We start from the raw sequence: 19,123 nt of genomic DNA on the forward strand, positions 1-19,123 counted from the left end.
CGACGGCGGGCCGCCCGCTAGTCCCGCTGTGCGGGCCCGAAGGCGGGTGGCCTCTGGTCGTCCCCGGCGGGGCCGACGTCGCCGTTCTTCCACTCCGGGTCGTAGGCGCAGGGCATGCTGGCGCTGCCGGTGAAGTACTCCCGGTCCGGGTACCAGGTGAAGGACATCCGCTCGTCGCCGTCGTTCCGCTGGACGAACAAGTCCCAGTCCCTGCCCTGCTCGCCTTCGCCGTAGGACGTGACCTTCCAGCCGTTGTCCTTGAAGAACTGGTGCAGTCGGCGGAGGCCGGGGACCGCCTGGCTCGCCGGCACGTGGTCCAGTGCCCAGTTGTGGCTCATCGAGTAGGCGCCGTCGACGGTCTTGTCCTCCAGCCCCAGCAGGCCCCCGTCGTAACAGAAGCCGGCGCCGAACGTGTTCTCCGTGCTGACGCCGATGTCCTCGACTCCGGGTTCTATGGTGCGCTTGAACCCCATGGCCTCGTAGGCCTGCTGGGAACGCTGGAGGGCGCGGTTCGCCATCTCCTCGGGTGCGACACGAGGGAAGTCCGTCGACCCCCATGACCCCCATGCGAGCGTGCCGACCAGAACGAGTACGCCGACGAGCGCGGCGCCGCCGCATCCCAGGGCGCCGAGGAGGCAGGAGGAGGCCCTGGACTGGGTCGGGTCAGGGGTGGCGGCGCTTGGCACGGTCTCGTCGGGCATGCGAGGACACTATGCGAGCGGGGATGCGCGGCGGATGGGTGCGGTTACCGGGCTCGGAGTGAGTACGCGTACTCACATGGCCTGCGCTCGTACGCTCGAGGGAAGAGGGCACCGCAGACAGCCCTGGGCTCCAGGCTGGGGTTGGCCGGCGGCAGCAGGCGCCGCAGCACCGGCTCTGCCGCCGGCGGACCGGGCGCTGCTGGTCGCCGTGTACTACCGGACGAACCATTGGCCGCAGTCGAACCCTGCCCCTTCGTCGCGGCGAGCACCGGGCCGATCGTCCAGGGCGTCAGGCGGGTGTGTGGGTGCCTTTGTTCGTCGTGGTGCCGTCTTCGTCCTGGGCCTCCGACGCAGCAGGCTGTTGCGGAGCGGGCGGGGTGCGGACCAGCAGCGCGACCAGCACGGCCAGGGCGCCGAGCACGGCGCCGATGCCGAACCCCCACCGGATGCCCGTGGCGAGGGCGCCGGTGGTGTCGGCGCCATCGGCTGCTGCCGTGGCGGCGTGTCCCGACATGACACTGATGACCAGGGCGGTGCCGGCGGCGGCCGCGACCTGTTGGAGCGAGCCCAGGATGGCGGAGCCGTGGGGGTAGAGGTGCGGCGGCAGTACGGACAGGCCGGAGGTGAAGACGGGGGTGAAGACGAACGCCATGCCGGCACTCAGGGCCACGTAAAGGGCGAGCACCAACCACGGCGAGGTCTCTTCGCCTGTGAGGGCGAACAGCGCGAGGCAAAGCGCTGTGAGTACGGCTCCGGGTACGACCAGGCGTGGTGCGCCGAGTCGGTCGTAGAGCTTGCCGACCTGTGGCCCGAGCAGGCCCATGGTCAGGCCGCCGGGGATGAGGAGCAGCCCGGTCTGCAGTGAGGTCAGGCCGCACACCTCCTGCAGATAGATCGGCAGCAGGATGAACGCGCCCATGAGGGCCATGAAAGACAGGCACATCAGGCCGAGTGCCACGGAGAAGTGACGAAATGTCAGGGCGCGCAGGTCCAGCAGCGGTGTGGACGAGCGCTGCAGTGCCAGCTGCCGCCATACGAACAGGCCTACCAGCACGGCGCCGGCCAGGGTCGTGGCCGCCGGGGGCACGGGGGCCTGGGCTGCGTTCCCGGCACCGAGCCCGCTCAGGCCGTAGACCAGGGCGCCGAAGCCCGCTGCCGCCAGGGGGACGGACAACCAGTCGATCGGGCCGGCCTGCGGCTCGCCGATGTTGACCAGATTGCGCCGACCGAATACGGCCATGGCTCCGGCGATGGGCAGCACGGCCAGGAACAGCAGGCGCCATGTCCCCAGCTGCAGCAGCACACCGGAGGCCGCAGGGCCGAGGGCGGGTGCGACGGAGATGACGAGGGTGATGTTGCCCATGACACGACCGCGGTCGTGCGCGGGCACGAGGGTCATCAGCGTCGTCATGAGCAGCGGCATCATGACGGCGGTGCCGCTGGCCTGGATGACGCGGGCGGCCAGCAGCACGGGGAAGGCGGGCGCGGCCGCGGCCAGAGCCGTGCCGGCGAGGAACAGCGCCATGGCCAGGCTGAAGGCGGTCCGAGTCGTCACGCGCTGGAGGAACCACCCCGTCACCGGGATGACGACGGCCATGGTGAGCATGAAGGCCGTGGACAGCCACCCTGCGGCGGCTGCGGTGACCTCGAACTCGCGCATGAGCCGCGGGATCGCGTTGACCATGATCGTCTCGTTGAGGAAGACGACGAACGTGGACAGCACGAGAATCCGCAGCACGGCGGTGACGCGGGCGGGCGAGGGGATGGGTGTTTCGTGTGGTGCGGGCATGGTGCCTTCCGTCATGTGAGTGTCCTCCGCGCGTGGCGGTCACACTGACAGACTGCGGCGCCGGGAAGAACTCATCGGTCTTCCCCGATCCTGTCGGTGCCGCCGCCCAAGCTCAAACCATTTTGCCGACCCGGAACGGCCAGGACATGCCTTCTGAAGCAGGCCGGCGCCGAGATCTACGACGACCGGCAGCAAGCACACCCTTCCTTCCGGTCGCCTGGACCAGGGTCATCGGCCGCACTGCCGCCCCCATGCGGCCCCACTGCCGGACCCCCAGCCAAGTGCCACCAGGCCGCCCTCGAAGGCCGCTGGAAGATCTGCATGCGCTGCTTGGCAGGCCCGAAGCTTTGATCATCGCCGAGCTCGGCCATCTGCCGCTGCCCGAGCGCGTCGGCGACACACGCTTCCACGGCGGCGCCCTGTACGCGGGGAAGCCTCCCTCCTGGCCCACGAGCGGCTACCGAGGGTGCACGAACAAGGGGACGAATCTCCCGCCGGCCCGTTGCCCGATCGTCGTCGTCAGGACGCCTGCAGTCGTCCCGACGACGCCAGGGAAGAGAGGAATCCGCACGTCCAGCGGCCGGTCAGCCGCGCAGCCGTACCGCGGGCCAGGGCCGCACGGCATGAGACTCGATTCCGCGTGCGGCACGGCGGAACAGTCTGAAGGACCGTCTGGCCTCAGTCGAAGCGCAGGTCGGCGAGTTGCCGTTCGAGGGCGGTGACCTCGTCTTCGGGCTCGCCCCGGGGCGGGCGGGCGGCCATGCGCGCGGCCAGCTCGCCGCCCGCCCGCCCGATGCGCGCGGGCAGGCCGTCGGTGTACTCGTCTCCTCCCGATCCCCAGTCCTCGGACGCCGCGTACACCGCGGTGGGAACGACGGCGGCGCGCAGGTAGGCGAAGAGCGGGCGCATGGCGTGCTCCAGGACCAGGGAGTGGCGAGCGGTACCGCCCGTCGCCGCGACCAGGACCGGCTTCCCGGTGAGGGCGTCCGGGGCGATCACGTCGAAGAAGGACTTGAACAGTCCGCTGTAGGAAGCCGTGAACACAGGGGTCACGGCGATCAGTCCGTCGGCTCCCGTCACCGCCTCGATCGCGGCGGCCAGACGCGGTGGTGGAAAGCCGGTCACGAGATGGTTGGCGACGTCGCCGGCCAGTTCGCGCAGCTCTATGACCTCGGTCGACACGGCGTGGCCCTGGCCGGCGAGTTCGCCGTGGACCGACTCGGCCAGCCGGTCCGCGAGCAAGCGGGTGGAGGAGGGGGTGCTCAGCCCCGCGGAAACGGCGATCAGCTTCATGCGGCGATCACTCCTTGCGGGGTCGCGGCGGCGGTGACCCGCGCAGCGTGCGTCGGCGCGTTCGGCACGTCGGCCGGGCGTCCGTATCCGAACTCCTTGCGCAGCACGGGCACGACCTCTTCGCCGAGGATGTCGAGCTGTTCCAGGACGGTCTTCAGGGGAAGCCCCGCGTGATCCATCAGGAAGAGCTGGCGCTGGTAGTCGCCGACGGTCTCCCGGAAGGACAGGGTCCGCTCGATGACCTGCTGGGGAGAGCCCACCGTCAGCGGGGTCTGCTCGGTGAAGTCCTCCAGGGACGGGCCGTGGCCGTACACGGGCGCGTTGTCGAAGTAGGGGCGGAACTCCCGTACGGCGTCCTGGGAGTTCTTCCGCATGAAGACCTGTCCGCCCAGACCCACGATGGCGTCCTCCGGACGGCCGTGACCGTGGTGGGCGTACCGGCGCCGGTACAGCTGGACCATGCGCCTGGTGTGGTCGGCCGGCCAGAAGATGTTGTTGTGGAAGAAGCCGTCGCCGTAGAACGCGGCCTGCTCCGCGATCTCCGGGGACCTGATGGATCCGTGCCAGACGAACGGCGGGACGCCGTCCAGCGGCCGGGGTGTTGAGGTGAAGGCCTGCAGGGGCGTGCGGAACGTGCCCGCCCAGTCCACGACGTCCTCGCGCCACAGCCGGCGCAGCAGTGCGTAGTTCTCCTTGGCGAGTTGGAGGCCCTGGCGGATGTCCTGCCCGAACCACGGGTACACCGGGCCGGTGTTGCCGCGCCCCAACATGAGGTCCACCCGGCCGTCGGCCAGGTGCTGGAGCATCGCGTAGTCCTCCGCGATCTTCACCGGGTCGTTGGTGGTGATCAGCGTCGTGGCGGTGGACAGGATGATCTTCTCGGTGCGGGCGGCGATGTAGCCGAGCATGGTGGTCGGGGACGACGGGACGAACGGCGGGTTGTGGTGCTCGCCGGTCGCGAAGACGTCCAGGCCGACCTCCTCGGCCTTGAGCGCGATGGCGATCATCGCCTTGATGCGCTCGTGCTCCGACGGTGTACGGCCGTTGGTGGGGTCGGGGGTCACGTCACCGACTGTGAATATGCCGAACTGCATGAGGTCTCTGTTCTCCTGGTCCTGTCTGGATCCTGCGGCGGTGGCCGTGGAAGGCGGGGTGACGCCGGGGTTTCGGCACCACCCACCGCGGCAGCCGGGCCGGTTCCCCCCGGCTGCCGCGCGGCGATGCGCTCACCCCGTGTGAACCGGCGGGCGGGGCGTCACTTCGCCAGGAAGGCGAGGAGGGCGGTGTTGACCTCCTCCGCGTGGGTCCACAGCAGGCCGTGCGGGGCGCCCTCGATCTCGACGTAGTCGGCGGAGGGGAGCGCCTTGTGGAAGGGGCGCGCGGTGCCCTCGGCGGGCAGGATGCGGTCGGCCGTACCGTGCAGGATCAGGGCGGGCACGTCGACGGACGGTATGTCGGCGCGGAAGTCGGTGTACCAGGTCGACGGTGCGGCGGACGCGGCGAAGAAGCCGCCGCCGGCCGCGGTGTTCCAGCTGTTGCGGACCGCTTCCTCGCTTATCCGGGTGCCCAGGTTCTCGTCGAGGTTGTAGAAGTCGTTGAAGAAGGCTGTGTAGTAGGCGTAGCGGTCGGCCTTGACGGCGGCGACGACTCCGTCGAAGAACTCCTTCGGGGCCACGCCGTCCGGGTTGTCGTCGGTCTTGAGCAGGCAGGGCTCCAGCGAGGCCAGGAAGGCGACCTTGGCGACGCGGGCGGAGCCGTACGCGGACACGTAGCGGGCGACCTCGCCGGTGCCCATGGAGAAGCCGACGAGGACGGCGTGGTTCAGGTCGAGGGTCTCCATCACGGTGTGCAGGTCGGCCGCGAAGGTGTCGTAGTCGTAGCCGGTCGTCGGCTGGGAGGACTGCCCGAATCCGCGGCGGTCGTACGTGATCACGCGGTAGCCGGCGTCGAGCAGCGCGGCGGTCTGTCGCTCCCAGGAGTGGCCGTCGAGCGGGAAGCCGTGGATGAGGACGACCGGCTGCCCCGTGCCGTGGTCCTCGTAGTAGAGGTCGACGGCGGTGGTGTTCTCCTGGCCCACGGTGATGTACGGCATGGGTTGTCTCCTCGATGCGAAGTGGCTGGTCCGCGCCTCTGTGCGGTACGGAACGCCGTCACGCTACGGTCGGGGAAGCGCCGCCTGTTGTCCCCCCACGCACTACGTCTTGCCCGTGAGCGCAGCGTTCTGCCCGGTCGGCCACTGACCGTTCGCCCGCCCGGTTCGAGGTCAGGGGCCGAGGGCGTCCCGCAATTGGGCGCGTCCCGTGATGCCGAGCTTCGGGAAGATCTTGTGCAGGTGGAAGCCGATGGTGCGAGGGGACAGATAGAGCCGGGCGCCGATGTCCCGGTTCGTCAGTCCCTCCGCGGCCAGTTGGGCGATCTGCAGCTCCTGCGGCGTCAGGCCGGCCACGGTCTCCGGGGCGGCGGAGCCCGCCACGGTCACGCCGGCCGCGCGGAGTTCGGCAGTGGTGCGCTCGATCCACGGGCGGGCGTTCAGCCGTTCGAAGACCTCCAGGGCGGCGGCGAGCAGGGGGCGTGCCTCCGCGGCCCGTCGGCGGCGTCGTAGCCACTCGGCGAAGTCCAGCTGCGTAAGGGCGCGTTCGAAGGGCCAGCGCGCGCCCGCGGGGTCGGCGAGCGCCGAGAGGAAGTGCGGCTCGGCGTCGCCGGAATGGCTCAGCAGGGCCGAGGCACGGTGCACGATCGCGTCCAGACGGCTGGAACGGGGCGTGCCCAGGAGGTCCTCGACGGCTCGGAGCACGGCGCGGGCGTCGTCCGCGCGGCCGACGCGCACGGCGGCCGCGGCGAGGTCGGCGAGGTAGTAGTGCGAAGCGTGGTGGTGCACGGGGACGGGAGGGGAATCCTGCGTGAAGACGCGGCGGAGGTGCTCGTACGCCGTCCTGTGGTCGCCTTCGGCGACCGCCGCCATGCCGAGCGCCTGGCAGTGACGGACGTACAGACTGCGGGACTTTCTCAGCTCGATGCCGCGGACGGCCTCGGCGGCCCGCTCCCGCGCGCCGGTGTGGTCGCCGCGGACGGCGCGCAGCGTGGCCTGGAGGATCGGTGCACCCACGGCGACGTTCTCCGCCCCCGCTTCCACGGCCAGGCAGTAGGCGTCCTCGGCCGCGGACCCGGCTGCCGTCCATGCTCCGCTGTCGAACAGGGCGAGGGCGAGAGCCTGGGTGACCGTGCAGTTGGTGCCGGCCGTGGCGGCCGGGCGGAAGTGGTCCATGGCCCGGCCGAGAAGACGTACGGACAGGTCGGTCTCGTCCAGGATCCAGGCGGTGGCGCCGAGCATGGTGAGGTCGCCGAGGGTGGTGGGATCCGAGACCGGCCCTTCCCACGACGGGCCCGCCACGTCGCGCAGGCGCTTCAGTGCCTTCTCCCGCTCCGTGAAGGGGCGGGCGACCGCCTCCGCCCACAGTCGGTCGCTCCGGTCCGGCTGCAGGGGGATCAGGTCACCGACGCGCTGGAGTTCGACGCGGTAGGCGGGGTCGCCGGAGTTGTAGGCCGGGGTCGCCGCCGTTCCCAGCGCGTCCAGCGCCAGGGCGGGAGCCGCGGTGGCCATGGATTCGGCAACGGGGAGCAGGAATCCGAGCGCGTCCGCATGGCGGAGTGTGACGGACAGCGACCAGCCTCCGCACAGAGAGGCCTCGGCGAGCAGCTTTGGATCGTGCGTCAGGGGGCCCACCCGGGCCGCGATCTCCCCGACCCACTGGGGGTACCCGGCGTACATGGCGGAGACGGCGGCGGCGAGCAGGCGTCCGGCGCGACGCTCCGTGTCCGGGGTGAGTTCGGCCGCTCGTTCCAGCGCGGTGGCCGCGGCCGCGTATCCGCCGCGCCGCCGGGAGCGCTCGGCACTCTCCGCCAGGGCGTCGGCGACCTCCTGGTCCGGCCCGAACGCGGCCGCGGCTAGGTGCCAGGCCCGACGGTCGGGTTCGTGTGCGAGCGCGGCGGCGAGCGTCAGATGGGCCTCACGGCGGTCGGCGAAGGAGGCGTCCTGGTGGATCGCGAAGCGGATCAGCGGATGACGCAACCGGACGTCGCCGTTCTCGACCCGCACGAGCCCTGCCTCCTCGGCGGGCCGCCAGACCTCGGGATCGTCCAGGCCCGGGACAGCGTGCAGGACGTCGGAGAGCCGGTCCGTGCCGGCGGCTGCCACCAGGAGCAGCGCATGCCGGGTCTCTGGCGGAAGGCCGGGCAGGTCGGCTGCGAACAGCCGCTCGAGCCGGGTGGTGAGGGGGAGGGCGTCGATCGCGCCGGGCCTCTGGAGTCCCGGTCCCTTGGCGAACGCCCGAGCGAGTTCGATGAGTGCGAGCGGGTTCCCGGCGGCCTGTTCGATGATCTGGGCCCGGGCCTTGCCGCGCGGCGGACGCGGTTGCTCGTCCAGCAGAAGGCCCGCCTCCGCCCGGTCGAGGGGGCCGGTCGGCAGATGGGGGAAGTCGCGGTCGAAGCGCGCGGGCACCGACTCGTCCCGTGCCGCGAGCAGCAGGGCCATCCGTTCGCCCTCGAGACGCCTGGCGACGAACGCCAGCACGTCCAGGGAGCAGAGGTCCAGCCATTGGGCGTCGTCGACGACGATGAGCAGGGGCCGTTCCGTCGCGGCCTCCGAAAGGAGGGTGAGCACGCCGGATCTCATCACGAGCGGCTCCGGGATCTGCTGTCCGTCGCCGTCGTCCGTGCCGAACGCGTGCCGCAGGGCGTCGCGCTGACGTGTCGGCAGCCGGTCGAGGTCGCGGAGGACGGGGCGCAGCAGTTGGTGCAATCCCGCGAAGTCGAGGCCCTGCTCCCCCTCGCAGCCACGTACGCGGAGCACCCGCCTGCCTCGTGCCGCGGCCACCTCGGCGGCGTGGTCCAGCAGGGTGCTCTTGCCGACGCCCGGCTGACCGGTCAGCACGAGCACCTTCGAGCCGGGGCCGTCCGCGGCGTCGACGAGCCTGCCGATCCACTCCAGTTCGCGGTCCCTGCCCCGGATGCCCCGCGTGCGTGCCTCTACGGCGCCGACGTCCATGTCTCCCTCGTCCCGCCCCCACGGCCGCCCCGGACCGCCCAATGGAGCGGGGTCAGCCGTGAAATGCCTGTTCACAGCGTTGACGCCATCTTGCCAGGCGCTCTTGCGGCATGACTGGTCACATGACAGAAGCGGCCTGTCCGCCCTCCTGACAGCATCTCGGCAGGGGCGGGAACAAGCCGCCTCGCCCCGGGAGTCGGAGTGCGATGACGGAGTTCGAAGCGGAACGCGCGGCTGTGCCGATCGGCCGTGAGGAGGAGATCGGCCGGATCCTGCGGTGCCTGGACATGCGCTCCGGTCCGCGGAGTCTGCTCCTACTCGGGAAGACCGGCACCGGCAGGTCCCTGTTGCTGCGGTTCGCCGAGGAGTCGGCCGCGGCACGCGGGTCCCGGGTCCTGTCGGCGCGGGGGTGGGGCGGCGAGGAACCGGCGCCCTTCGCCTCGCTGCACCGGCTGCTTCTGCCGGTGCTGGACGTGCCGGACATGTTTCCGAAGGACTGGTGGTCGGTGCTGCGTACCGCATTCGAGCCGGGCTCGGGAGCCGGGCCGCAGGAGCGACGTGTGCTGGGCGCCGTCACGCTGGCACTCCTGACCCGCGTCGCCCGGACGAACCCGCTGCTGGTGGCGGTGGACGACGCCCAGGACTGCGACGACGCCTCCTTGGATGTCTTGTTCTCCGTACGGCGGCAGCTCACCGACCAGGCGGTGACCATGCTGTTCACCGCACGCGGCGAAGGTCCCCCGCCCGGAGTCCCGGCGGATCTTCCCGTCCTGAGGCTCGGGCCGTTGTCCCCCGGGGCAGCAGCCCGGCTGCTGGACGCGCGGCCCGACGCGCCTCGGGGGCGGCTCCGGCTGGACCTGCTCCGGCAGGCGGAGGGTAATCCGCTCGCGATCGTCGACCTGCACCGGGCATCCCGCGTCGGTGCCGGGCCGGCCTCGGCCCCGCCGGTGTACGCGTCGGTTCTGGACGTTCTCCCGGAGGACACGCAGCGCGCGTTGCTCTACGCCTCGGCCGCGCTGCGGGAGGAGGAACTCCGCATCGTGATGGCCGCCTTGGGCACCGACGACCTCACCGTGTGGACCCCGGCGGAGGAGGCCGGCCTGATCGGCATCGCCGACGGCCGTCTCGCGTTCGGTCACCCGCTGGTGCGTGCGGCGGCTTTCCACCGGCAGCCCGCGAAGCTTCGGCAACGGGCCCACCGGGACCTGGCGGCGGCGGTGGGCCAGAGCACGGCGTACCGGGCCTGGCATCTGGCCGCTGCCGCGATCGGCCCCGACGAGGAGGTCGCTTCGCCCCTGGAGCGGGCGACCGCCGTTCACGCCGCGCGCTCGGGAGACCACTTCGCCTCGGCGAAGGCACTGGAGCAGGCGGCACGGCTCAGCGGGAACGACGTGGACCGGGCCCGCCGCCTCGCCGCGGCCATGACGGCGGCGAGCACTCTCGGGGATCCGGAGTGGGTCCGCGACCTGTACGCGGAGTTCTCCCGGGTCGGCGCCGACCCGGACCTGCGATGCGACGCGGCCTGTGCCATGGCCGCCGCGCTGTCGCTGCTCTCGTTCCAGCGGGAAGCCTTCGGGCTCCTGCTGGACATGTGGCGGCACGCTCCCCCGCGTACCGCCACCACCTCTTTCGCGCTCACGGCGCTCGCGGCGGCGATCACCCATCAGTCCGGTCTGCCGGAGCACCGCACGGAGTTGCCGCGCCTGCTCGACCACGCACGCCGGCTGGCCCGGGCGACATCCGGGTCGGGCGACGACCATGCCGAGATCTCCGGAAGCGTCACACCCACCGGACGCTCCGGACCCGTGGGCCCGTGCGAGGTCCCCAGGCTCACCGGGCCCGGAGTCCTGGCGGCCCTGGAAGCCTATGTGTCGGTCGGTCTCGATGCCGATGCCCACGGCGGCGGCACGCCCCGCCGGGTGCCCGTCCCGCCGTCCGAACCGCTGGACGGACCGACTCCACCGACCCGGCTGCTGGCCCACGCCTCGGTGGCGTACTACACCGATGAGTCGGAGCAGTGCGCCGAGATGTACCGGCAGGCGAGCACCCTGCACGGCGCCCGCGGGGCGTGGGGCTCGCGGGTGTGGACGCTTCCGAACCACGTGGACGCCCTCATCGCCATGGGCCGATGGCCGCAGGCCCAGGCCCTGATCGAAAAGGGGCGCTCCGACGCGGTCGTCCACCGGTTGCCCTGTGTCGACATGGACCTCGAGGCGCTGGAGGCGACTCTGCGGGCACTGCGCGGCGACGGGCTGCCGGACATTCCGTTCACCAGCCCCCACTGGCGCTCCGTCAACCTCGGCGAGAACCGCGCCACTCGGGCCAGAATGCTGCGCGCCAGTGGCCTCCACGCGCTGGCCCTGGGGGACGCCGAGCGCGCGTTCCGCCACTTCAGGTCCCTGTTCGGCGAAGACGGATCGCCGCTCGTCCCCTTCCTGTCTCCGCGCTCCGTCGGCGAACTGGCCGCCGCCGCACAGCGCGTCGGCCGGAAGGAGGAGGCGGCACGCGTCCTCGGCGCGGTGCGGGCGGGCCTGGGCGAGCGGCCGACCACCCGCGTGACGCTCCTGATGCACCACGCGACGGCGCTTGTCGACGAGGTAGCGGACCCCGAGCACCACTTCCGGCTGGCTCTGGTCAACCCCGAGGGCGACACCTGGCCGATGGAACGGGCACAGGCCCGTCTGCACTACGCGATCTGGCTACGCAGGCGCCGTAGGCCTCTGGAGGCCCGCGCCCAGCTGACCGCGGTCCTCGAGGTGGCGGCCCGGCTCGATGCCCGGGCGCTCGCGGACGCGGCCCGCGGCGAGCTGCGCGCGACGGGGGTCGCCGACGCCTCCGCTTCCACCTCGGCCGAGCGGCTGACCGAGCTGACCGCCCAGCAGCAACAGATAGCGCGGCTCGCCGCGGTCGGCCTGTCGAACCGCGAGATCGGCGATCGGCTGTTCCTGTCGCCGCGTACGGTGGGCTCGCACCTCTACAACGTCTATCCCAAGCTCGGCATCAGCAGCCGCCATCAACTTCGGGACCTCCTGCACGACGTCTGACGTGCGAACGACCACCACCCACCACCACCCAGAGGGGCCCGAGCGAGAGGCGGAACGAATGCGGCCGGAGCCTGACCGGGAGGCGCGCGCCGAGCAGCCGCGGCCGGTGATCCTCGATCCTCTGGTGCAGCGGCTCGTCGACGCCTCGACGACACCGCCCTTCCTCCACGAGCTGGAACCGGAGACCGCGCGCCAGGCGTTGCAAGAGGCCCAGGGCGATCGGATCGAAGACTTCGACGTGGACGCCACCTTCCATGCGGCGCCCGTGGGGCCGACCGGTCTGGTGGGCTTCTGGGTCTTCCGGCCGACCGGTGTCACGGGCCGGCCCCCGACCATGCTCTACCTCCACGGGGGCCGCTGGATGCTGGGCGACGCGCAGACGCACGCATGGCTCGTCAGCGAGCTGGTGCGCGAAGCCGGTGTCGCGGCCGTCGTTCCCGAGTACAGCCGCACGCCCGAGAGTCGCTATCCGGTCGCCCTCGAAGAGTGCTACGCCCTGCTGACCTGGACGGTCGGACAGGCCGAACCGCTCGGACTCGACACCGACCGGCTCGCGGTCGCCGGCGACTGCGCCGGGGCCACCCTCGCCACGGCGCTCACGCTGCTGGCGCGGGAGCGCGGGGGTCCGGAAATCCGGGCCCAGCTGCTGTACTACCCACTGACCGACGCCCGTTGTGACAGCCCGTCGCAACGGCTCTTCGCCACGGGATATCCGCTCACCCGGGATGCCGTCCGGTCCTACTGGCGGGAGTACGTGGTCGATCCCCGCCGGCGGGACGAGCCGACCGCGGCCCCGCTGCGCGCGAGTACGGCCGCGCTGGCGGGGCTGCCGCCGGCGCTGGTCGTGACGGCGGAGGCCGACGTCACCCGGGACGAAGCGGAGGAGTACGCGGCCCGGCTGCGCCGGGCCGGTGTCGCCGCGACCGCGGCACGATTCCACGGCACGGTCCACGACTTCGTGTCGTTGACCGCTCTGCGCAACAGCCCGTCGACACGTGCGGCGGTGCGACTCGGCGGCAGGTTCCTGCGCGCTCGCCTGAGGTGAGGGCGGCCGCGGGCGGCCGGGGGCGCCAGGCGCGTCCCTGCCGACGCGCCCGGCGGGGACCGGCCCGGCGCGCCGTCGCAGGAACCTGAGCGGGAGTACCGGACAGAGCACCAGTCGGGTGACTGATGGCAGCGACGGCAGGCGGTCCGAGACTGGACGCAGGAGACAGTCGCATCCCCGTCGGAGGTCCCGTGAGCCTCGTGTGAGGCACAGCCGTCGCGCCCGGTCGTCGTATGACGTCCTCGTCGCACCACCGCCCTCACACAGCCCGCCCCTCCGCCGTCGGTCCGCGGCGTCCCCGAGCCACGCGAGAACGGGCTTCGCACCGGTCGCCGGCGCACGTTCCGCTGTTCCGGCGCTCTCCAGGGAGCGTCAGCACGACCATGACGAGGGGTCATGATGTCCGTCGTACTCTCCATTCTGCCGCTCCCCCCGTCCGAGCGGGCCGACTACTGGCAGAGCATTGTCTCCGACACGTTGGTTCCCATGGACGTCACGCTGCGCGAGCGCGAGCCCGCGGTGGGGACGATCACCATCGACACACTCGGCCCCCTCCAGATCTCGGTGGTCGAGGGCGGCCCGGCGAGCGTGTCGCGCCATGCCTCCCTGATCTCCAGGGGCGGAGGGGAGTACCTGACCATCACGCTCCAGCACCAGGGAACCGGGCGGCTCACCCAGGACGGGCGCCAGGCCCTGGTCCGCCCGGGCACTTTCACCTGCTCCGACGCCGGTCGGCCCTACGGCAGGGAACAGCCGGACATCTACCGATTCACGTCGATCCGGATGCCGAAGGAGGTGCTGGCCGTGACGGACACCGAACTGCGGGCGATCACAGGGACCGTCTTCGACAGCCACTGCGGCACGTCCGGAGTGGTCGCCGGCCATCTTCAGCGTCTGGCGGACCGGGCGGCCGGATTCGACCCGTACACAGGCCGGCAACTCGCGATGACCGCCGTCGATCTGCTGACGGTGCTGGTGCGCGAGCGGCAGGGACTGCTGAACCCCCACGCGTCGGAACTGGCCCGCGGGATGCTGGCCCGCATCAAGGAGTACATCCTGCGACACCTGGCCGATCCAGGTCTCTCTCCGGAGATGATCGCGTGCGCGCACCACATGTCCGTCCGGTATCTACACAAGCTCTTCCAGTCGGACGGGACCACGGTGAGCCGTTGGATCCATCGCGAGCGCCTGGAGAGGTGCCGACGGGAGCTGTCCAGCCAGTCGAGGACCGCACCCGCCGTCTCCGCGGTGGCCCAGCGCTGGGGCTTCGTGAACCCGTCCCACTTCAGTCGCGCCTTTCGCACCGCGTACGGGATGTCGCCCCGGGAATGGCAGTCGAGCACGCGTCACGCGTGAACCGAGGCGGTTCTCGCCCGGCGTCACCGTACCGACCGGCCGACTGCCTCGCGCGGGCGTGCCGACCCCGCCCCGGGGGGGTGGGATCGGCACGGGCTCCGGGCCGGGGCGCGGGTCAGTGGGCGGTGGAGCGGACCGCGTCCTGGATCAGTTCGGCCACGGCCTTCGGCTGGGCGAGCATGACCAGGTGCGAGGAGTCGACCTCGACAGTGGTCATGCCGGCGCGCTCGTAGCCGTAGCGCTCCACATCGGGGTTGATGGTCCGGTCGGAGGAGGCGACCAGGCCCCATGACGGCTTGCTCTTCCACGCCGCGACCGGCGCCGCCTCGCTGAAGGCCCGTGCGGCCAGGGGCCGCTGGGAGACGGCGAGCACGGCGGCGAGCTCGGGGTCGACGTCCGCGGCGAACAGGGCGGGGAACTTCCCGACCTCCACCGAGACGTCGGTGCCGGTCTCGTCGGACCCCGCCACGGGGAACGGCGTGTGGACGAGCGCGTCGGCGAGGCCGGAGTCGGGGAAGCGACCCTGCAGCTCGCCCAGGCTCTCGCCCTCCTCCAAGGCGTATCCGGCCAGGTAGACCAGTGCACGGACGTTGTCCTCCGTGCCTGCGAGGGTGATGACGGCGCCGCCGTAGGAGTGCCCCACGAGGATCACGGGGCCGTCGACGGCACGTATCACCGAGGCGATGTACGCGGCGTCGTCGACGAGGCTGCGGTTGGGCACCGCCGGAGCCACCACCTCCAGGCCGGCGGCGGTCAGTTCGGGGATGACACGGGCGTAGCTGGAGGCGTCGGCGAAGGCGCCGTGGACCAGCACGACGGTGGGGCGGACGGATCGGGACATGTGGGAACTCCTCGGTGCGTGGGTAGCGGTGTGGAAGGCGGAATCGTCGTGCTTCAGAGGCCGAACCGTGCGCGGCGCGCCTCGGGCACCAGGTCGGCGTACTCGGGGTGCTTGCCGATCCACCCCCGGATGAAGGGGCAGTACGGCAGGACGTGCAGCCCGCGGGCGCGGGCGTCGTCGAGGGCTCCCTGGGCGAGCAGCCCGCCCAGGCCCCGGCCGGCGAAGCGGGGACCGGTCTCGGTGTGGATGAAGGCGATCTCGTCCTCCGAGAGGAAGTACTCGGCGAAGCCCGCGGTCTCGGTGCCGTCGTCACCGGCGAGGATCTCGTACCGGGACTTCTCGGGGCGGTCCACCACCTGCGGTTCCATGGGTGCTGTGCGGTTGTGGAAATCGTGGGTCGGCATGTGGGTGTTCAGAGCGTGCGGCGCACGCCCGCCTGGCGTTCGAGGTTCCGGAGCTGGACCGCGAGGTCACCCTCCACGGCGGCGTGGGCGGGGCCACTGCGGCCGATGGGCAGGACTTCCTCGCTGCGCATGTCCTCCAACATCAGGGCGAACGCCGCGTACATCGCGACGAGCGCCACCAGGAGGCCGAGGACCCCGGACGTGCGCGTGAGCCATTCGGCGCCGGTGAGACCCGACAGACCGGTGGCCGCCCAGCGGGGCAGGGAGACCACCAGGACGAGCCACAGCGCGCGCTTGGGCCGGGTCACGGCGGTCATCAGCGCCCCGAAGCAGAGGAGCGCCAGATTGAACACGCCCAGCACCCGAAGGCCGTCGGCCGCGCCGCTGAACATGACGAGTGCGTAGGCCAGCCAGCTGCCGGCGAAGACGGCCATGAGCGTCGCCGCGATCACGTCACGGGCACCGAAGGCCAGGATGCTCACCAGGAACTGCAGGGCGAAGGCGGGCAGTACGCACAGGGCGACGGCGCCGCGAGCCTCGGCCTCGAAGAGCCCGAGCTGCATGCATCCCGTCATCACGGAGGCGATCGCCACCGTGAAGAAGCCCAGCGGCATCGGTGAGGCGATGGGGCGCAGGTTGATGCGGGTCATCGACCGGAGGTCCGGTTCGAAGCGGCGTCCCGGGGGAGCGTCCGGTCGGCCGGACGGCCCGTCGTCGGCGCCGCCGGCGGAGGCGGAGTCTGTACTCATCGTGGGGATCTCTCGTTCAGTGCTCGAAGCAGGGGTCGAGGAACGGCGGAGGCGTCTCGGGAGTGGAGCCTCGGGCGACGCGCCACCGGCGGTGCTGCTCGGACTCGGCGACGGCCTCGGCCACGAGCGTCGCCTGGCGGGCACCGCTCTGGTAGCCGCCGAAGTGGGCCACCGGGCTCCACTCCGGGCTGACCGGCGGGACGGCCTCGTCGAGTCCCTCGTACTCCGCGCTCGCGTAGACGACGCGGCCGCCGACGACGGTGAGCACGGACTCGATCTCGGGGATGACGTCCTCGGGCACGGTCAGGAAGTCGTCGGACAGGATCGCGAGGTCGCCGTACCAGCCTTCCCGCAGGCTTCCCTTGATGTCCTGCTCGCCGGTGAGCCGGGCTCCCCCACGGGTGTAGAGGTCGAGAGCGGTCGCCCGGTCGATCAGGTTCCCGGCCGGGTAGAGCGCCGTGCCGCCGACGGTGCGCCCGGTCACCAGCCAGTGGAGCGCGACCCACGGGTTGTACGAGGAGACGCGGGTGGCGTCGGTTCCCGCGGCGACGGTCAGGGCGCGGTCGAGCATGGCCCGGACCGGCGGGGTGTGGGCGGCGGCCTCGGCACCGTAGCGGTCGCGGAAGGCGGTGCCCTGGAAGGACATGCGGTTCTGGACGGACAGGGCGCCGCCGAGGGCCGCGATCCGGTCCAGGCTGTCGGCCGAGACGGTCTCCGCGTGGTCGAAGAGCCAGCGGTTGCCGCCGGGGAAGAGTCCTTCCGCCGCGAGCTTTTCGAAGACGGACAGGTCGCGGCGGATCGTCTGGTCGTAGGTCGCGTGGAGCCGGAAGCCCCAGCCGTTCTCCATCAGGAGCCGGACGGCCTGCTCGAACTCGGCCTCGTACCCCTCGGCGAGCTCGGGACGGGGTTCGGAGAAGTTCTCGAAGTCGGCGGCGGCCCAGGTCAGATTCTCGCCGGCGCCGTTCAGGCGGAGCCACTCGTCCCCGTCCTCGGGCCTGACCATTTCGGTCCAGCGCTTCAGGTCGGCGAGCTCCTGACCGGCCGTCTGCGGGAACAGGTGGTAGGCGATCCGCAGGGACAGCTCCCCCGACCTGGCGAGGTCGACGACCGTGGCGTAGTTGTCGGGAAAGTTCTGGAACCCGCCAGCGGCGTCGACCGCGGAGGTCAGCCCGAAGCGGTTCAACTCGCGCAGGAAGTGTCGTGTCGATGTCCGCTTGTCCGCCTCGTCGAGGGGCGGCGCCTTGGCCAGCGTCGAGTACAGGATGAGCGCGCTCGGCGCCGCGAGGAGGACGCCGTTGGGTTCGCCGTCCCGGCCCCGTACGATCTGGCCGCCGCGCGGGTCGGGGGTGTCGCGGGTGAATCCGGCGGCCCGCACAGCGGCCCGGTTCATCAGGGCGGACTGGTACAGGTGCAGGACGAAGACCGGGGTGTCGGGGGCGGCGGCGTTCAGCTCGGCGACGGTCGGCATCCTGCGCTCGGCGAACTGTTCGGCGGTCCAGCCGCCGACGACGCGGATCCACTGCCCCTTGGGGGTCCGGCCGGCCTGCTCGCGCAGCATGGCCAGCGCGTGGCGGAGGCTGCGCACGCCGTCCCAGCGCAGTTCCAGGACGTAGTTCAGGCCGCCCCTGATGACGTGCAGGTGCGAGTCGTTCAACCCGGGGATCACCCGGCGGCCGAGGGCGTCGACGACTCTGGTTCCCGGCCCGACGAGGTGGGCGAGGTCGTGGTCGTCGCCGAGGGCCGCGACCCGGCCGTCGCGGATCGCGACGGCGCGGGCCTCGGGGCGGTCGGGGTCACCGGTGAACACCTTCGCGTTGCGGACGAGGAGATCGGCCTGCGCGTGTTCCCGCCGCGGGGCGGGAACGAGGCCCGCCACCGGCATGCTGGTCGACGGCCCGGTCATGCGAGGGCCTTGTGCAGGGTGTCGGTGGCGACGCCGATGGCGAGTTCGGCGGCCTGCGTCTCGCGCAGTGCGTTCAGCAGGACGAAGTCGTGGATGGCTCCCTGGACGCGCAGGGCGGTGACGGGGACTCCGGCGGCGCGGAGCTTCGCCGCGTACGCCTCGCCCTCGTCGCGCAGGACGTCGGCCTCGGCGGTGATGACCAGGGCGGGCGGCAGACCGGTGAGCTGCTCGGTGGTGGCGCGCAGCGGCGAGGCGGTGATCTGCGCGCGCTCGGCCTCCTCGGTCGTGTACTGGTCCCAGAACCACTTCATGGCGTCGCGGCGCAGGAAGTAGCCCTCGGCGAAGGCGTGGTACGAGTCGGTGTCGAAGCCGGCGTCGGTGACCGGGTAGAAGAGGACCTGGTGGGTGAAGCGAACGTCGCCGCGCTGCTTCGCCATGAGGGTGAGGGCGGCGGTCATGTTGCCGCCGACCGAGTCGCCCGCGACGGCGATCCGAGTGCCGTCGAGGTCCTTGTGGTGTCCCTCGCGGGCGATCCACTGGGCGACGCTGTAGTTCTGCTCGATGGCGACGGGGTAGCGGGCTTCGGGCGAGAGGTCGTACTCGGGGAAGACGACGGCCGCCCCGGTGCCGACGGCGAGTTCGCGGACGAGCCGGTCGTGCGTGTGGGCGTTGCCGAAGACCCAGCCGGCACCGTGGATGTAGAGGATGACGGGGAGCAGGCCGGTCGCGCCGCGGGGGCGGACGATCCGGGTGCGGACGTCGCCGGTGGGACCACCGTGGACGGTGACCCATTCCTCGTCGACGGCGGGCAACGGGACACCTTCACCGCTCTGGACGTCGTCCACGGCCTTGCGGCCGTCCGCCACGGGGATCTGGTAGAGGAACGGCGGCTGGGCGGTGGCGTCGGCGAATGCCTGGGCGGCGGGTTCGAGGGTCGGGGTGTTCGGCATGAGG

At 71.7% G+C, this 19,123-nt stretch carries 14 protein-coding genes; 3 read left to right on the forward strand and 11 right to left on the reverse strand.

All coding sequences use genetic code 11. The annotated features are described in order from the left end of the window. Positions 1-17 precede the first annotated feature (17 nt). From ACGFYQ_RS21565 to ACGFYQ_RS21590, 6 genes are all read right to left on the reverse strand, one after another. The gene (locus ACGFYQ_RS21565) at positions 18-701 is read right to left on the reverse strand and encodes a hypothetical protein (RefSeq protein WP_393746195.1); all 684 of its coding nucleotides are present in this window, start codon (positions 699-701) and stop codon (positions 18-20) included. 289 nt (positions 702-990) lie between these two features. After that, positions 991-2,505 carry a DHA2 family efflux MFS transporter permease subunit gene (locus tag ACGFYQ_RS21570; protein WP_393746197.1) on the reverse strand — a complete coding sequence of 505 codons (1,515 nt, stop codon included), beginning with the start codon at positions 2,503-2,505 and terminating at the stop codon, positions 991-993. A gap of 663 nt (positions 2,506-3,168) precedes the next feature. Further along, the gene (locus ACGFYQ_RS21575; RefSeq protein WP_393746199.1) at positions 3,169-3,783 is read right to left on the reverse strand and encodes an FMN reductase; all 615 of its coding nucleotides are present in this window, start codon (positions 3,781-3,783) and stop codon (positions 3,169-3,171) included. Then, on the reverse strand, positions 3,780-4,877 hold the full coding sequence (locus tag ACGFYQ_RS21580; RefSeq protein WP_393746201.1) for an LLM class flavin-dependent oxidoreductase: 1,098 nt from the start codon (positions 4,875-4,877) through the stop codon (positions 3,780-3,782). The genes ACGFYQ_RS21575 and ACGFYQ_RS21580 overlap by 4 nt, the downstream gene beginning before the upstream one ends. 161 nt (positions 4,878-5,038) lie before the next feature. Continuing rightward, positions 5,039-5,875, reverse strand: coding sequence for an alpha/beta fold hydrolase (locus tag ACGFYQ_RS21585; protein WP_393746203.1), 837 nt, complete (start codon positions 5,873-5,875; stop codon positions 5,039-5,041). A 171-nt stretch (positions 5,876-6,046) separates the two neighbouring features. Next, positions 6,047-8,827: an AAA family ATPase gene (locus ACGFYQ_RS21590; protein ID WP_393746205.1), complete on the reverse strand. Its 2,781-nt coding sequence runs from the start codon at positions 8,825-8,827 to the stop codon at positions 6,047-6,049. Between the two features lie 206 nt (positions 8,828-9,033). Here ACGFYQ_RS21590 and ACGFYQ_RS21595 point away from each other — a divergent pair, with 206 nt between their 5' ends. The 3 genes from ACGFYQ_RS21595 (at position 9,034) to ACGFYQ_RS21605 (ending at position 14,272) form a co-directional block, all read left to right on the forward strand. Next, positions 9,034-11,871 (forward strand): AAA family ATPase, encoded by a 2,838-nt coding sequence (locus ACGFYQ_RS21595; protein ID WP_393746207.1) that lies wholly within the window; start codon positions 9,034-9,036, stop codon positions 11,869-11,871. A gap of 58 nt (positions 11,872-11,929) precedes the next feature. After that, complete coding sequence (locus ACGFYQ_RS21600) at positions 11,930-12,916, forward strand: alpha/beta hydrolase (RefSeq protein WP_393746209.1); 987 nt, start codon at positions 11,930-11,932, stop codon at positions 12,914-12,916. 396 nt (positions 12,917-13,312) lie between these two features. Further along, positions 13,313-14,272, forward strand: a complete 960-nt coding sequence (locus tag ACGFYQ_RS21605; RefSeq protein WP_393746211.1) for a helix-turn-helix domain-containing protein — start codon at positions 13,313-13,315, stop codon at positions 14,270-14,272. 115 nt (positions 14,273-14,387) lie between these two features. Here the strand turns inward: ACGFYQ_RS21605 and ACGFYQ_RS21610 are convergent, their stop codons facing one another. The 5 genes from ACGFYQ_RS21610 to ACGFYQ_RS21630 are packed head-to-tail and all read right to left on the reverse strand — an operon-like array spanning position 14,388 to position 19,119. Continuing rightward, a complete protein-coding gene (locus ACGFYQ_RS21610; protein ID WP_393746213.1) occupies positions 14,388-15,113 on the reverse strand; it encodes an alpha/beta fold hydrolase in 726 nt (241 codons plus the stop codon). A 53-nt stretch (positions 15,114-15,166) separates the two neighbouring features. Then, on the reverse strand, positions 15,167-15,481 hold the full coding sequence (locus ACGFYQ_RS21615) for a GNAT family N-acetyltransferase (RefSeq protein ID WP_393746545.1): 315 nt from the start codon (positions 15,479-15,481) through the stop codon (positions 15,167-15,169). A gap of 44 nt (positions 15,482-15,525) precedes the next feature. Beyond that, on the reverse strand, positions 15,526-16,266 hold the full coding sequence (locus ACGFYQ_RS21620; protein ID WP_393746215.1) for an acetate uptake transporter family protein: 741 nt from the start codon (positions 16,264-16,266) through the stop codon (positions 15,526-15,528). Positions 16,267-16,282: 16 nt separating this feature from the next. Next, complete coding sequence (locus tag ACGFYQ_RS21625) at positions 16,283-18,169, reverse strand: amidohydrolase (protein WP_393746217.1); 1,887 nt, start codon at positions 18,167-18,169, stop codon at positions 16,283-16,285. Beyond that, the gene (locus tag ACGFYQ_RS21630) at positions 18,166-19,119 is read right to left on the reverse strand and encodes an alpha/beta hydrolase (protein WP_393746219.1); all 954 of its coding nucleotides are present in this window, start codon (positions 19,117-19,119) and stop codon (positions 18,166-18,168) included. The genes ACGFYQ_RS21625 and ACGFYQ_RS21630 overlap by 4 nt, the downstream gene beginning before the upstream one ends. Positions 19,120-19,123: the final 4 nt, after the last annotated feature.

Origin of the sequence: Streptomyces sp. NPDC048258 (assembly GCF_043201995.1) — a bacterium.
Lineage (GTDB): Bacteria > Actinomycetota > Actinomycetes > Streptomycetales > Streptomycetaceae > Streptomyces.

Coding starts and splice junctions, on each gene's coding strand:
- ACGFYQ_RS21575 (WP_393746199.1), bottom strand. CDS start 3,783: ATGAAGCTGATCGCCGTTTCCGCGGGGCTGAGCACCCCCTCCTCCACC.
- ACGFYQ_RS21570 (WP_393746197.1), bottom strand. CDS start 2,505: ATGACGGAAGGCACCATGCCCGCACCACACGAAACACCCATCCCCTCG.
- ACGFYQ_RS21580 (WP_393746201.1), bottom strand. CDS start 4,877: ATGCAGTTCGGCATATTCACAGTCGGTGACGTGACCCCCGACCCCACC.
- ACGFYQ_RS21600 (WP_393746209.1), top strand. CDS start 11,930: ATGCGGCCGGAGCCTGACCGGGAGGCGCGCGCCGAGCAGCCGCGGCCG.
- ACGFYQ_RS21615 (WP_393746545.1), bottom strand. CDS start 15,481: ATGGAACCGCAGGTGGTGGACCGCCCCGAGAAGTCCCGGTACGAGATC.
- ACGFYQ_RS21565 (WP_393746195.1), bottom strand. CDS start 701: ATGCCCGACGAGACCGTGCCAAGCGCCGCCACCCCTGACCCGACCCAG.
- ACGFYQ_RS21630 (WP_393746219.1), bottom strand. CDS start 19,119: ATGCCGAACACCCCGACCCTCGAACCCGCCGCCCAGGCATTCGCCGAC.
- ACGFYQ_RS21605 (WP_393746211.1), top strand. CDS start 13,313: ATGATGTCCGTCGTACTCTCCATTCTGCCGCTCCCCCCGTCCGAGCGG.
- ACGFYQ_RS21620 (WP_393746215.1), bottom strand. CDS start 16,266: ATGAGTACAGACTCCGCCTCCGCCGGCGGCGCCGACGACGGGCCGTCC.
- ACGFYQ_RS21590 (WP_393746205.1), bottom strand. CDS start 8,827: ATGGACGTCGGCGCCGTAGAGGCACGCACGCGGGGCATCCGGGGCAGG.
- ACGFYQ_RS21585 (WP_393746203.1), bottom strand. CDS start 5,875: ATGCCGTACATCACCGTGGGCCAGGAGAACACCACCGCCGTCGACCTC.
- ACGFYQ_RS21595 (WP_393746207.1), top strand. CDS start 9,034: ATGACGGAGTTCGAAGCGGAACGCGCGGCTGTGCCGATCGGCCGTGAG.
- ACGFYQ_RS21610 (WP_393746213.1), bottom strand. CDS start 15,113: ATGTCCCGATCCGTCCGCCCCACCGTCGTGCTGGTCCACGGCGCCTTC.
- ACGFYQ_RS21625 (WP_393746217.1), bottom strand. CDS start 18,169: ATGACCGGGCCGTCGACCAGCATGCCGGTGGCGGGCCTCGTTCCCGCC.